This window comes from Leifsonia sp. Leaf264 (assembly GCF_001422325.1).
In the GTDB taxonomy this organism is placed as follows: domain Bacteria; phylum Actinomycetota; class Actinomycetes; order Actinomycetales; family Microbacteriaceae; genus Orlajensenia.
Window position 1 is genome coordinate 372,498 of sequence record NZ_LMMR01000007.1, and the last position, 13,475, is coordinate 385,972.

Sequence of the window (13,475 nt, forward strand, 5' to 3'; positions counted from 1 at the left end):
CACCTCACTGTGTGTGCCGCAACGATAGCGAATCATCCGGTCGCAAAGCTATAGCGCCGGATGATTGATTCGCGCAACCGGCCGTCATGAGATTCGCGCAGGAGGGAATGCCCGTGCTGGACTGGAGGTTTCCTTCGGGGGCGCGGTACTCGCGCCCCCAGCTCCACAGATCGGAATGCTCCTCTCATGCGTCGCACCCCCCTCGCCGTTCTCGCCGCCGCCGCGGCCGTCGCCCTCGCCCTCACCGGATGCGCCTCCGGGTCCTCCGACGGGTCGGATGCCGGCAACGAGTACGGCCTGGCCAAGGCCGGGGTGCTGACGGTGGCGACCGAGGGAACCTACCGCCCGTTCAGCTTCCACGAGGACGGCACCGGCGACCTGACCGGCTACGACGTCGACATCATCAACGCCGTCGCGAAGAAGCTCGACCTGAAGGTCGACTTCCAGGAGACCCAGTGGGACGCCATCTTCGCCGGCCTCGACTCCGGTCGCACCGACGTCATCGCCAACCAGGTGTCGATCAACCCGGAGCGTGAGGAGAAGTACCTCTTCAGCACGCCGTACACCTCATCGCCCGGCGTACTCGTGGTCAAGGACAGCACGAAGGACATCAACGACTTCGCCGACCTCGACGGCAAGAAGTCGGCCCAGTCGCTCACCAGCAACTGGTACGCCATCGCCGAGCAGAACGGCGCCGACGTCGAGGCCGTCGAAGGCTGGGCCCAGGCCGTCGCGCTGCTGGAGCAGGGTCGCGTCGACGCCACCATCAACGACAAGCTCACGTACCTCGACTACGTGAACACCAAGGGCGACAGCGGCATCCGTGTCGCAGCCGAGACCGACGACCCGTCGCTGAGCGCCTTCGCCTTCGCGAAGGACAAGACCGCCCTGGTGAAGGCCGTCGACGGCGCCCTCGACGAGCTCACCGCCGACGGCACCATCGCGAAGATCGGCGAGAAGTACTTCGGCGCCGACGTCTCGAAGTAGTGGTGGCGGAGTCGCCACGCTGTAGCCTGCGCTGATGGACGACCGCTTACAGCTGCTGCTCGATTCGTTCTGGCCGCTGGTCTGGGGCGCCATCACGGGCACCATCCCGTTGGCGCTCATCTCGTTCGTGCTCGGTCTCGCGATAGCGCTCGCGGTCGCGCTCATGCGGCTCTCGAGGAATCGCGTGATCTCGGGCATCGCCCGCGTCTACATCTCGATCATCCGCGGCACGCCGCTGCTCGTCCAGCTGTTCGTGATCTTCTTCGGACTGCCCTCGATCGGTTGGGTCATCGACCCGTGGCCGAGCGCCGTCATAGCGTTCTCGCTCAACGTCGGCGGCTACGCGGCCGAGATCATCCGTGCCGCCATCCTCAGTGTTCCCAGGGGGCAGTGGGAGGCCGGCTACACGATCGGCATGTCGAGCAGGCTGACCCTGCGCCGGGTGATCCTGCCGCAGGCGGCCCGCGTGGCCGTGCCACCGCTTTCGAACACCTTCATCTCACTGGTGAAGGACACGTCACTGGCCTCGATCATCCTCGTCACCGAGATGTTCCGGGTGGCGCAGAAGATCGCCGCCTTCAGCAGCGAGTTCCTGCTGATCTACATGGAGGCCGGGCTCGTGTACTGGCTGATCTGCCTGGTGCTCTCGAGTGGCCAGAATCGGCTGGAGAAGAGATTGGACCGCTATGTCGCGCACTGAGGTTCCCCTGCTCGCGGTCTCGGGGCTGCGCAAGAGTTTCGGCGAGACCGAGGTCCTCCGCTCCATCGACCTCGAGGTGACCCGCGGTGAGGTGGTCGTGCTCATCGGTCCGAGCGGATCGGGCAAGACCACGGTTCTGCGCTCGTTGAACGGCCTCGAGACTCCGGATGCCGGAGTCGTGTCGTTCGAGCCCGGCCCGTCGATCGACTTCTCCCAGCCCGTGTCGAAGGCGTCGCGAGACGCCCTGCGGAACCGGTCGGCCATGGTGTTCCAGCAGCACAACCTCTTCCCGCACCGCACAGTGCTCGAGAACGTCATCGAGGGCCCGGTGCAGGTGCAGCGGGTGCGCAAGGCCGAGGCCATCGCCGAGGCCGAGGCCCTGCTCGCGCGGGTGGGCCTCGCGGAGAAGCGCGACGCCTACCCGCACGAGCTGTCGGGCGGGCAGCAGCAACGCGTCGGCATCGTGCGCGCGTTGGCGTTGAAGCCCGACCTGCTGCTCTTCGACGAGCCGACGAGTGCGCTCGACCCCGAGTTGGTCGGCGACGTGCTCGGGGTCATGAAGGGGCTCGCCGATGAGGGCTGGACCATGGTGGTCGTCACCCACGAGCTGAGCTTCGCGCGGCAGGTGGCCGACGAGGTCCTGTTCATGGACGGCGGCGTCATCGTGGAGCGCGGAGCGCCGGAGCAACTGTTCACGGCGCCGACGCACGAGCGCACACGGAAGTTCCTGGACCGCATCCTGCGGCCCCTCGACTGATCGCGATACGCCTCCTCACTGCGCGGGCTTTTCGATCAGCGGGACGAGTTGCCGTTGGTCGAAGGGTGCCCGAGCGCAGCGAGGCCGCGTATCGAGACCAGTGCCGAGTCGGACGGGGCGTTGGAGTGATCTCGATACGCCTGCTCGCTGCGCGCGCGGGCTACTCGATCAGCGGAGGGGTCAGCCGACGCGGATGAGCTTCTTGTTGACGAACTCGTCGGCACCCAGGCGGCCCATCTCACGGCCGGTGCCTGAACGCTTCACGCCGCCGAACGGCAGTTCGACGCCGTCGGCGAGCACGAGGTTCACGAAGACCATCCCGGCCTCGATGCGGTCGGCGACCCGCGCAGCCTGATCGGCATCCGTCGTGTAGACGTAGGAACCGAGACCGAACGGGGTGTCGTTGGCCAGCGTCACCGCGGCCTCTTCGGACTCGACGCGGTAGACGGATGCCACCGGGCCGAAGAACTCCTCGTGGTAGGCGTCCGCCTCAGGCGAGATGTCGGTCAGCACGACCGGGGCGAAGTAGTTGCCATTGCGCTCGCCGGTCGCGTGCACCGTGACACCCTGTGCTGCGGCCCGGTCGAGCTGGTCCTGCAGGCGGTCGGCGGCCGTCGCCGACGAGAGCGGGCCGAGCTTGCTCTCCTCGGAGGTGGGGTCGCTCGGCTGGGTGGCGGCGAAGCTGGCCGTGAGCTTGGCGACGAAGTCCTCGTAGAGGTCGTCGATGACGATGAACCGCTTGGCCGCGTTGCAGGACTGGCCGGTGTTGTCGAGGCGTGCCGCGGCAGCATCCTCAACGACCTTGTCGAGGTCGTCGGTGCTGAGCAGCACGAACGGGTCGGACCCGCCGAGCTCGAGGACGACCTTCTTGAGGTTGCGGCCCGCGATCTCGGCGACGGCGGCACCGGCGCGCTCCGATCCGGTGAGCGAGACGCCCTGCACACGGCGGTCGCCGATGACCTTCTCGATCTGCTCGTTGGTGGCGTAGATGTTGACGTAGGCGCCCTCGGGGAAGCCGGCATCCGCGAAGATCTGCTCGATGGCCGCGGCCGATTCGGGGCACTGCGGAGCGTGCTTCAGCAGGATCGTGTTGCCGATGATGAGGTTGGGTCCGGCGAAACGGGCGACCTGGTAGTACGGGAAGTTCCACGGCATGATGCCGAGCAGCACGCCGAGCGAGCTGCGGCGGATGACGGCGCTGCCCTCTCCGGCGAGCAGCTTGACCGGCTCGTCGGCGAGCACGTCGGGGGAGATGTCGGCGTAGTAGCCGTAGATGTCGGCGGCGAAGTCGACCTCGCCGAGGGCCTGCTCGATCGGCTTGCCCATCTCGCGCACGATGATCCTGGCGAGCTCCTCGCGGCGCTCGGTGTGCAGTTCGCCCACGCGACGGATGAGCGCTGCGCGATCGGCGGGGCTGGTGGAGCGCGACCAGCCGGAGTGAGCCGCATCCGCGGAGGCGATCGCGGCCGTCAGGGCCTCATCGGTGATCGTGGGGTAGCTCTGGACGGTCTCCCCGGTTGCCGGATCGATCACTGCGTAGTCGGTCATGCCAGTCCCTTCGTGACGTGAACGTGCTGGATGCGGATCGACGGTGGCGCCGCGTCACTGCTGCACGAGGATCAGCCTAAATCACCGGCCGCCAGAAAACATCCGGTTTGCAATGATTCAGCTCAGGCGATCGATCGCGAGGGGGGTGCCCGCGCAGACGAACTGTGCGGCGGGGGTGCCGACGAGAGCTCCGGGCTGGGCGGTCGGGTCCGTCGAGATGATGACGCGTCCGGCGGCGTTCACCAGTGCGAGCGGTTCGTCGATGAGCAGGAGGAGTGGGAGCAGCTCCTGCTCGAGGCGGCGCACGGCGATGTCGGCTCCGACGACCCCGAGCATCCGCTTCCCGTCGCCGTCGGCCGCTGTCACGGGCATCGTCACGGTGAGGATGTAGTCGCAGGTGCAGAGATGGTCGACGTAGGGACCCGTCACATGGGTGGCGTGGGTGGAGGCCGGGGTCGCGTACCACTCGAGGTCGCGCACGTCGCGCAGGTACTCGGCGTGCGAGCGTGTGGTGAGATCGAGGCGAGTGGGCTCGGTGGTGCTCCCGAACAGCGGCCCGGCGTCGAGTGGTCCGAGCCACCAGGCGAAGTGCACGTCGCGTCCGGCGACGATGCCCGGAGCCGCTATGAAGCCGGCGCCGACGAGCAGCGGGTCGACGCGGGTCAGCTCAGGCAGTACCCGAGACGAGACGAGGTCGTCGACGGATGCGGCCGACGCGGTCCCACCGGGATCGGCGACGGCGCCCACGATCTCCTCGCGCCAGCCGGCGAGCTGGGCGAACACGTCGGCGAACAGATCGCTGACGGCACCGGCGCAGTGCTCAGGCGACGTCGTCGGCAGCGTCGCGGTCACGGCGCACCTCCTCGCGGTGCAGGCGGGTCTTGGCCGTGAGCAGGCCCTCGGCGAGGGACTGCACCATGGTCGACACGAGCTCCCGGGCGACGGCCGGGGCATGGGCGCCCACGGCGGCGGCGATGGCGGTGCTCGTGCCGAGCACGGCGACGCGGGTGTCGTCGTCGTCGAGGGCGAGCAGCAGCAGCGGGCCGAACTCGGCCTGCACCCGGATCTGCTCGCGCACCAGGCGCGCCGACTGGCTGAGCACGGCGAGTTCGAGGAACAGTCCGCCGATGTCGAAGCGGGCGGCGGCCGGGGTGGTGACGTCGATGCCGGAGACCTGGGCGGCGAGGCGCTCGGCCTCGGCATCGGTGGCGCGCACGGCCGCCCGCTCGGCGCAGCCGGCGAGTATCGTGGCGAAGTAGACCGCCATGTCGGAGAGCTCGACCTGGGTGAGGGCGTGCAGGCGGGCGTCGAGCAGACCACCGTGCTCGGCGTCTCCGGTGACGAAGCTTCCGCCCTCGCGGCCGCGACGCGTCTCGACCAGGCCGGCGTCGCGCAGAATGCCGAGGCCCTCGCGCACCGTGATGAGGGCGACGCCGAAGCGACGGGACAGGTCGGGCTCGCTGGGCAGGCGTTCACCGGGGGCGAGAACGCCCAGGATGATGGCGTCGGTCAGGCGCTGGGCGACCTGCTCCGAGCGTCCGGTGTCGGCCAGCTGCGCGAAGATCGCCTCGCGTGCGGCCGATCCGACCCGCGGCGTCGACGCCTCGGCCCTCGCCTGTGATTCGCCCATGGGCATCACCCTAACCGAACCGGGGGCTGGCTCTCAGAAAATCATTCGGTCTAGGATGAATCGCATTCGGGACATGCGAAGGCGGATGGATGACGAGCGACGACGGGGCACGGCGCGGAGCACTCTCCGGCGTGCGCGTCGCAGACTTCTCGCGGGTGCTCGCCGGCCCGTACGCCACGATGATGCTCGCCGACTTCGGCGCCGACGTCGTGAAGATCGAGTCGCCGACCGGCGATGACACCCGGTCGTGGGCTCCGCCGGTCGATGCATCCGGTGCCTCCACCTACTTCGCCGGGGTGAACCGGAACAAGCGCTCGGTGGTGCTGGACCTGTCGACGGATGCCGGCCTCGCCGAGGCGCGACGGCTGGCGTTCTCGGCCGATGTCGTGGTGGAGAACTTCCGCCCCGGCGTCATGGAGCGGTTCGGACTGGACTTCACCGCCGTCAGCGCGGCCAATCCCGGTGTCGTGTACTGCTCCATCACGGGCTTCGGCGCGGGGGAGGGCGCCGGCCTGCCGGGCTACGACCTGTTGGTGCAGGCCGTCGGCGGGCTCATGAGCGTGACCGGCGCCCCCGACGGCGATCCGACGAAGGCGGGGGTGGCTCTCGTCGACGTGCTGACGGGGCTCAACGCCCTCTCCGGCATCCTGCTGGCTCTTCGGGCCCGGGATGCGGCTGCAGGGTCGACCGGCCCAGGCACGGCGGCACCCGGCTCGCTGGTGCAGGTCGACCTGCTCTCCAGCCTGCTCTCGGGTCTCGTCAACCAGGCGTCGAGCACCCTCGCCACCGGCGTCGCGCCCCGGAGGATGGGGAACGCGCACCCGAGCATCGCCCCCTACGAGTCCTTCCGGGCGGCGGACCGCGACCTGGTGATCGCCGTGGGCAACGACAGGCAGTTCCTCGCGTTGGCCGGAGTGTTGGATGACCCGGCACTCGGCGACCCCCGCCTCGCCACCAACCCGCTGCGGGTTGCGCACCGCGCCGAACTGCGCGCGCTCATCGAGGGTCGCCTCGCCTCGGCTCCGGCGGCCGACTGGGTCTCGCGCCTCAACGGCGTCGGCGTGCCCGCCGGCCTCGTCAACGACGTCGGCGAGGCCATCGCCTTCGCCGAGTCCCTGGGCCTCGCACCTGTCGTCGACGTCGACGACAGCCGCTCCATCGCCAACCCGATCCACCTCGCGAGCGGACCCGCCGCCTACAGCTCGCGCGCGCCCCGGCTCGGCGAGCACGCCGGCGCCGACTGGCTCGACTCACCCGCCGGGCCGGCCCCGGTTCCGGCATCCGGAAGCCCGATGGCACCGGCATCCGTCAGCGACCAGCTTCTCGATCCCAGCACCGAAGGAACAGCATGAGCACAGACACCGCACTGATCGTCGACACAGTGTTCGACCTCGACTCCCTGCTGACGGAGGAGGAGCGCGACTGGCAGCGGAGGGCACGCGCCTTCGCGACCGAGCGCATCCTGCCGGTCATCGAGGACGACTTCGAGAACAAGCATTTCCGCCGTGAACTGGTGGCCGAGCTCGGGGCGGCGGGCTTCCTCGGCATGCACCTGCAGGGCTACGGCTGCGCTGGTGCCGGTGCCGTCGCGTACGGCCTGGTCTGCCTCGAACTGGAGTCGGCAGACAGCGGCTGGCGCACCTTCGTGTCGGTGCAGGGGTCGCTCGCGATGTCGGCCATCTACAAGCACGGCAGCGAGGAGCAGAAGCAGCACTGGCTTCCACGCATGGCGAGGGGTGAGGCCATCGGATGCTTCGGGCTCACGGAGCCGAGTGGCGGCAGCGACCCCGCGGCCATGACCACGACGGCCCGCCGCGACGGCGATGACTGGGTGCTCGACGGAGCCAAGCGCTGGATCGGCCTGGCCAGCATCGCCGACGTCGCCGTCATCTGGGCGAGGGCGACTGACGCCGACGGCTCGACGGCCGTGCGCGGTTTCGTCGTGCCGACGGACACCGCCGGATTCACCGCGACGCCCATCGACGGCAAGCTCTCGATGCGCGCCTCGATCCAGTGCGACGTGACGCTGGAGGGCGTGCGGCTGCCCGCCGATGCGATGCTGCCCGGTGCTCGCGGGCTGTCGGGCCCGTTCTCCTGCCTGAACGAGGCACGCTACGGAATCGTCTGGGGCGCGATGGGCGCAGCGCGCAGCTGTCTGGAGGCGGCCCTCGGCCGGGCCCGCACCCGCGAGGTCTTCGGCGAGCCGATCGGAGCTCGGCAGCTCGTACAGGGCAAGCTGGCCGACATGTTCGTCGAATACGAGAAGGGCGTGCTGCTCGCCCTGCACCTGGGTCGACTCAAGGAGCGCGGCGCTCTCACGCCGGCGCAGATCAGCGTCGGCAAGCTCAACAGCGTGCGTGAGGCTCTGCACATCGCGCACGAGGCGCGCTCGATCCTGGCGGGCGACGGCATCACCAACGCCTTCCCGGTGATGCGGCACATGGCCAATCTCGAGTCGGTGCGCACCTACGAGGGCACCGATGAGATCCACCAACTCGTGCTCGGCCGCGAGCTCACCGGAATCGCGGCCTTCGCATGAGCGAGACGACGCCTGACACCATCGACGCGATCGTCGCCGCAGCAGCGGCATCCGAGTTCTCCCTGACCGACAGGGCCGCCCGTGCGCTCTGGCTGCACGCTCTCGCCGACGCCCTCGACGCCGACCGTGCCGAGCTGCTGGCCATAGCCCGCATCGAGACCCACCTCTCCGAGGGCAGGCTCGACGGCGAGATCACCCGCACGGTGAACCAGCTGCGCTTCTTCGCCGGGGTCGCCATCGAGGGGAGCTACCTCGAGGCCACGATCGACTCGGCCGACGGTTCCCTGCTGCCTCCTCGTCCGTCGCTGCGACGGATGCTGCGACCGATCGGGGTGGTCGCCGTGTTCGCGGCCTCCAACTTCCCGTTCGCCTTCTCGGTGCTCGGCAACGACACGGCGTCGGCCTTCGCCGCGGGCTGCCCCGTGGTGGTCAAGGCGCATCCGGGGCATCCCGAGCTGTCGCGTCGGGTCGCGTCCCTCGCCGAGCGGGTGCTCGACGAGTCGGGGGCGCCGGCAGGATGCTTCGGGATGGTCGAGGGCGTCGATGCCGGGATCGCGTTGGTGCAGCATCCGCTGGTCTCGGCCGTCGGCTTCACGGGCTCGACCCGGGGCGGACGCGCTCTGTTCGACCTCGCCTGCGCCCGGCCGGCACCCATCCCGTTCTACGGTGAGCTGGGGTCGATCAACCCCGTCGTCATCACTCCGACCGCGGCCGCCACCCCCGACGGCGTCGCCTCCATCGCCGCCGGACTCGCGGCCTCGTTCACCCGCGACGGCGGGCAGTACTGCACCAAGCCGGGCCTGGTGTTCGTTCCGGCCGAGACCGGGTTCGAGTCGGTGCTCTCTGCCGCACTCTCCGGTGTTCCGAGCCACCGGCTGCTCACCGACGGGATGGAGACGGCGTTCGCGCGCGGTTCCGAGGCCCTGCTCGAGCGCAGCGACGTCGAGGTGGTCTTCGACGGCGGATCGGGTGCCGACGCCGCATCGCCCCTGGTCGTTGCCGTGACCCTCGAGTCGTTCGCCGCGGCGCCGGAGGTGTTCCTCGAGGAGCACTTCGGTCCGCTCACCGTGCTTGTGCGTTACACGGATGCGGACCCCGCAGCCCTCGGCGCGGCGCTCGCCCTGCTCGACGGTTCGCTCACGGCCAGCATCCACCACGCTCCCGATGAAGACGTGCCGGCGCTCGCCGCGGCGTTGTCGCGCATCGCGGGCCGCGTGATCTTCAACGGCTGGCCGACCGGCGTGGCCATAGCGTGGGGCCAGCAGCACGGCGGCCCGTGGCCCGCCACGACGGCCTCGGTGCACTCCTCGGTGGGGGCGTCGGCCATGCGCCGGTTCCTGCAGCCGATCGCCTACCAGGACGCTCCGGCGTCGGTGCTCCCGGCGGAGCTGGCCGACGGTAACCCGCTCGGAATCCCGCGGCGGGAGGACGGGGTGCTGGTGGTGCCTGCCGCCGCTGCCGCCGAGTGAATGCATGCCCCGCCGTGTGAAGGCATGGCCGCATCCGTGTGAAGGCACGCGTTCCGCCGTGTGAAGGCAGGGCCGCCGCCGTGTGAAGGCACGCGCCTGACGGAGACCCCGGTATCGCGCGGGTCCGACGGCCGATGCCTTCATACGGAGGCCGGATCGCCTTCACACGGAGGGGAGGGCGCCTTCACACGGAGGGGAGGGCGCCTTCATACGAGGGGAGGGCGCCTTCACACGGCGGCGGGATCGCCTTCACACGGCGGCGCGGATGCGGCAGACGGCGGGTGAGCGCGCGGCGCCGCTAGTTGACGCCGGGGATGACGAGCCAGTGCTGCACCAGCACGATCCAGACGAGCAGCAGGATGATGGCGGCGACGGTGAGACCGATGCCCGCGCGCTTGCGTCCGCCGCGCAGCACCAACTGCACGATCAGCACGATGAGGGTCACGACGGCCAGCACGAGCGAACCGAACGGGATGCCCGGCAGGAACAGCGAGAGCAGGAACAGGGCCGCCGCGATGATCTCGATGATCGCCAGGACGGCGGTGCCGCGCCCGCGAGCACGCTGCACGCCGTCGATCAGGGCGATGACGCCGCCGAGCAGGCCGATCAGCAGCAGGATGGAGAACGTGACCATGGGTGAGGTGTCCTTGTCGTCAGAAAGCTCGACCCCCGGGTCAGGGGTCGAGCGTCCGTCAGCCTAGCGTTCGGAACGCGCGCGGCGTCCTGATGGCCGGCACCCCTTGCGGGAGGGGCGCGCTTCAGGCTACGTAGCCGTCGGCCACGTCGAGCGCCTGATCGATGATCGCCAGGCCGCGCACCAGCTCGTCCTCGGTGATCACCAGCGGGGGAGCGACGTGCACCCTGTTGAAGTGCGTGAAAGGCCAGAGCCCGGCGGCCTTGCAGGCAGCGGCGAACTCGGCCATCGGAGCGGCATCCGCCCCCGCGGCATTGAAGGGAACCAGCGGCTCGCGGGTCTCCGGGTCGCGCACGAGCTCGATGGCCCAGAACAGGCCGACTCCGCGCACTTCTCCGACCGACGGATGCCGCTCGGCCATCGCCTGGAGGGCCGGTTCGACGACGCGCGATCCGAGGTCGCGCACGTGCTCCAGGATGGCGTCGCGCTCGAAGACCTCGAACGTGGCGACCCCGGCCGCGCAGGCGAGCGGGTGGCCGGAGTAGGTCAGGCCGCCGGCGAAGGCGACGTCGTCGAAGTGCGCGGCGATCCGCTCGGAGATGACGACGCCGCCGAGCGGCACGTATCCGGAGTTCACGCCCTTCGCGAAGGTGATGAGGTCGGGCGTGACGCCGAAGTGGTTCACGGCGAACCACTCGCCGATGCGGCCGAAGCCCACCATGACCTCGTCGGCGATGTAGACGATGCCGTACTTGTCGCAGAGGGCGCGCACGCCGGGCAGGTAGCCGGCTGGCGGAACGAGCACGCCGTTGGTGCCGACGATGGTCTCGATGATGATCGCGGCCACCGTCGACGCGCCCTCGAGCACGATGAGGTTCTCGAGGTGCTCCAGCGCGCGCTGCGTCTCTTCGGCCTCGGTCGTCGAGTGGAATGCGGAGCGGTAGGCGTACGGGCCGAAGAAGTGGGCGACGGACCCGTCGCTCGGCTCGTTCGCCCAGCGGCGCGGGTCGCCGGTGAGCGAGATCGCCGTCGCCGTGCCGCCGTGGTAGCTGCGGTACATCGAGAGCACCTTGCGGCGACCGGTCACGGCGCGCGCCATGCGCACGGCGTACTCGTTCGCATCCGCCCCGCCGTTCGTGAAGAACACCTTGTCGAGGTCTCCGGGGGCGACCTCGGCGATGCGACGGGCCAACTCTCCGCGCACGTCGTTGGCCATGATCGGCTGGATCGTCGCGAGCCGCCCGGCCTGCTGCTGGATGGCGGCGACCAGATCGGGGTGCTGGTGCCCGAGGTTGAGGTTGACCAGCTGCGAGGAGAAGTCGAGGTAGGCGTTGCCCTGGTAGTCCCAGAACGTCGAGCCCTCGCCCGCCGCGATCGGCAGCGGGTCGATCTTCGCCTGCGCGCTCCAGGAGTGGAACACGTGGCCGCGGTCGTCGGAGCGCACCCGCGCGTCGGCTGCCGCATCCGGCAGCTGAAGGGTCTCGCCGTGGCGGTCGGTGTACGCGGCGGTGGTGGCGGGGGCGAGGGTGTCGGTCATGCTGGCTCTCTTGTTCGGTCTGCGGTCTCGCGAGTTGCCCACTTCCGCCAGTGCTGGCGCTGGCCCACTGGCGGAAGTGGGCAACTCGGGGGTGCGAGTGGGGTCAGTGGGGTCAGTGGTTGCTCGGGAAGCCGAGGTCGACCTGGGACTCGGATGCGTCGGGCCAGCGTGTCGTGACCACCTTGCTCCGGGTGTAGAAGTGCACCGACTCCGGGCCGTAGATGTGCGAGTCGCCGAACAGCGAGTCCTTCCAGCCGCCGAAGGAGTACGCGCCGACGGGCACGGGGATCGGCACGTTGACTCCCACCATGCCGACCTCGACCTCGAACTCGAACTGGCGGGCCGTTCCGCCGTCGCGGGTGAAGATGGCGACGCCATTGCCGAAGCGGTTGGCGTTGATGAGGGCCACGGCCTCGTCGTAGTTCGCCACCCGAACGACGGAGAGCACGGGGCCGAAGATCTCGTCGGTGTACGCCCGCATCGAGGTGCTGACGTTGTCGAGCAGGCTCACGCCGACGAAGAAGCCGTCGGTGTCGAAGCGCTGCAGGGTGCCGTCCACGACGACTGTCGCTCCCTCCGCGGCGGCCCCGGTCACGTAGGACGCGACCTTGTCGCGGTGCTCGCGGGTGATGAGCGGGCCCATCTCGGATGCCGCGTCGGTGCCGTCGCCGATGACGAGGGCTCCCATGCGCGAGCGCACGGCCTCGACGAGGTCGTCGGCGACGTCGCCGACGGCGACCAGCACGGAGACGGCCATGCAGCGCTCGCCGGCCGAGCCGTAGGCGGCCGAGACGGCGGCATCGGCCGCGGCGTCGAGGTCGGCATCCGGCATGACGACCATGTGGTTCTTGGCGCCGCCGAGAGCCTGGACGCGCTTGCCGTTCTCGCTGGCGCGACGGTAGATCGACTGGGCGATGGGGGTGGAGCCGACGAACGACACCGCGGCGACGTCGGGGCTGTCGAGGATCGTGTCGACGGCCACCTTGTCGCCGTTGACGACGTTGAGTACGCCGTCGGGCAGGCCGGCTTCCTGGAATAGCTTCGCCAGGAAGAGCGACGCCGATGGGTCCTTCTCGCTGGGCTTCAGCACGACGGTGTTGCCGCAGGCGATGGCGCTCGCGACCATCCAGAGCGGAACCATGACGGGGAAGTTGAACGGGGTGATGGCCCCGACCACGCCGACGGGCTGCTTGACCGAGTGAACGTCGACGCCGCTCGAGACCTGCTCGCTGCGTTCGCCCTTGAGCAGGTGCACGAGGCCGGAGGCGAACTCGACATTCTCGAGTCCGCGCGAGATCTCACCGGCGGCATCCGAGAGCACCTTGCCGTGCTCGCTGGTGACGATGGCGGCGAGCTCGGGGGTGCGCTCGCGCAGCAGGTGGCGCAGGCGGAAGAACACGTCGGCGCGCTTGATCAGGCTGGTGGCCCGCCAGGCCGGAAGGGCGGCCTTCGCCGCGGCGATCGCCTGCTCGACGTCGGCGACGGAGGCGTACACCACCTCGTGCTGCTGCTGGCCGGTCGCCGGGTTGAACACCGGGCCCGTGCGGTCGGGCGTGCCAGTGGCCACGCCGTTGATGAAGTGCTGGACGAGCGCCATGGCAGTCTCGCTTTCTGATCCGTCGAACGATCTGCCCGACACCGGCTTATGCTGGATTTCCCCATGATCACAGAGCG

At 69.6% G+C, this 13,475-nt stretch carries 12 protein-coding genes; 6 read left to right on the forward strand and 6 right to left on the reverse strand.

The genetic code is table 11. From position 1 onward, the window contains the following. Nucleotides 1-186: 186 nt before the first annotated feature. From ASF30_RS17530 to ASF30_RS17540, 3 genes are read left to right on the forward strand one after another with little or no spacing between them, the layout of a single operon-like run. Complete coding sequence (locus ASF30_RS17530) at nt 187-987, forward strand: amino acid ABC transporter substrate-binding protein (protein WP_055909673.1); 801 nt, start codon at nt 187-189, stop codon at nt 985-987. Nucleotides 988-1,021: 34 nt separating this feature from the next. Continuing rightward, the gene (locus ASF30_RS17535) at nt 1,022-1,687 is read left to right on the forward strand and encodes an amino acid ABC transporter permease (RefSeq protein ID WP_055909676.1); all 666 of its coding nucleotides are present in this window, start codon (nt 1,022-1,024) and stop codon (nt 1,685-1,687) included. Next, the gene (locus tag ASF30_RS17540) at nt 1,674-2,444 is read left to right on the forward strand and encodes an amino acid ABC transporter ATP-binding protein (protein WP_055909679.1); all 771 of its coding nucleotides are present in this window, start codon (nt 1,674-1,676) and stop codon (nt 2,442-2,444) included. The genes ASF30_RS17535 and ASF30_RS17540 overlap by 14 nt, the downstream gene beginning before the upstream one ends. Before the next feature lie 180 nt (nt 2,445-2,624). Here the strand turns inward: ASF30_RS17540 and ASF30_RS17545 are convergent, their stop codons facing one another. The 3 genes from ASF30_RS17545 to ASF30_RS17555 form a co-directional block, all read right to left on the reverse strand. Further along, nucleotides 2,625-3,992: an NAD-dependent succinate-semialdehyde dehydrogenase gene (locus tag ASF30_RS17545; RefSeq protein WP_055909682.1), complete on the reverse strand. Its 1,368-nt coding sequence runs from the start codon at nt 3,990-3,992 to the stop codon at nt 2,625-2,627. 117 nt (nt 3,993-4,109) lie between these two features. After that, complete coding sequence (locus ASF30_RS17550) at nt 4,110-4,844, reverse strand: cache domain-containing protein (RefSeq protein WP_055909685.1); 735 nt, start codon at nt 4,842-4,844, stop codon at nt 4,110-4,112. Beyond that, the gene (locus ASF30_RS17555; protein ID WP_055910459.1) at nt 4,813-5,622 is read right to left on the reverse strand and encodes a FadR/GntR family transcriptional regulator; all 810 of its coding nucleotides are present in this window, start codon (nt 5,620-5,622) and stop codon (nt 4,813-4,815) included. The genes ASF30_RS17550 and ASF30_RS17555 overlap by 32 nt, the downstream gene beginning before the upstream one ends. Nucleotides 5,623-5,711: 89 nt before the next feature. Between ASF30_RS17555 and ASF30_RS17560 the strand changes: the two genes are divergently transcribed. The 3 genes from ASF30_RS17560 to ASF30_RS17570 are packed head-to-tail and all read left to right on the forward strand — an operon-like array spanning nt 5,712 to nt 9,630. Beyond that, entirely contained in the window at nt 5,712-6,974 is a 1,263-nt protein-coding gene (locus ASF30_RS17560; protein WP_082468010.1) for a CaiB/BaiF CoA transferase family protein, read from the forward strand. Beyond that, a complete protein-coding gene (locus tag ASF30_RS17565) occupies nt 6,971-8,161 on the forward strand; it encodes an acyl-CoA dehydrogenase family protein (RefSeq protein WP_055909688.1) in 1,191 nt (396 codons plus the stop codon). Before ASF30_RS17560 ends, ASF30_RS17565 begins: the two co-directional genes overlap by 4 nt. Continuing rightward, entirely contained in the window at nt 8,158-9,630 is a 1,473-nt protein-coding gene (locus tag ASF30_RS17570; protein ID WP_055909692.1) for an aldehyde dehydrogenase (NADP(+)), read from the forward strand. The genes ASF30_RS17565 and ASF30_RS17570 overlap by 4 nt, the downstream gene beginning before the upstream one ends. A gap of 298 nt (nt 9,631-9,928) precedes the next feature. Here the strand turns inward: ASF30_RS17570 and ASF30_RS17575 are convergent, their stop codons facing one another. The 3 genes from ASF30_RS17575 to ASF30_RS17585 all read right to left on the reverse strand — a co-directional run bounded on the left by ASF30_RS17575 (nt 9,929) and on the right by ASF30_RS17585 (nt 13,398). Further along, on the reverse strand, nt 9,929-10,264 hold the full coding sequence (locus ASF30_RS17575; RefSeq protein WP_055909695.1) for a hypothetical protein: 336 nt from the start codon (nt 10,262-10,264) through the stop codon (nt 9,929-9,931). A gap of 124 nt (nt 10,265-10,388) precedes the next feature. Then, nucleotides 10,389-11,801 carry an aspartate aminotransferase family protein gene (locus ASF30_RS17580; protein WP_055909698.1) on the reverse strand — a complete coding sequence of 471 codons (1,413 nt, stop codon included), beginning with the start codon at nt 11,799-11,801 and terminating at the stop codon, nt 10,389-10,391. Between the two features lie 112 nt (nt 11,802-11,913). Continuing rightward, a complete protein-coding gene (locus ASF30_RS17585) occupies nt 11,914-13,398 on the reverse strand; it encodes a CoA-acylating methylmalonate-semialdehyde dehydrogenase (protein WP_055909700.1) in 1,485 nt (494 codons plus the stop codon). Nucleotides 13,399-13,475: the final 77 nt, after the last annotated feature.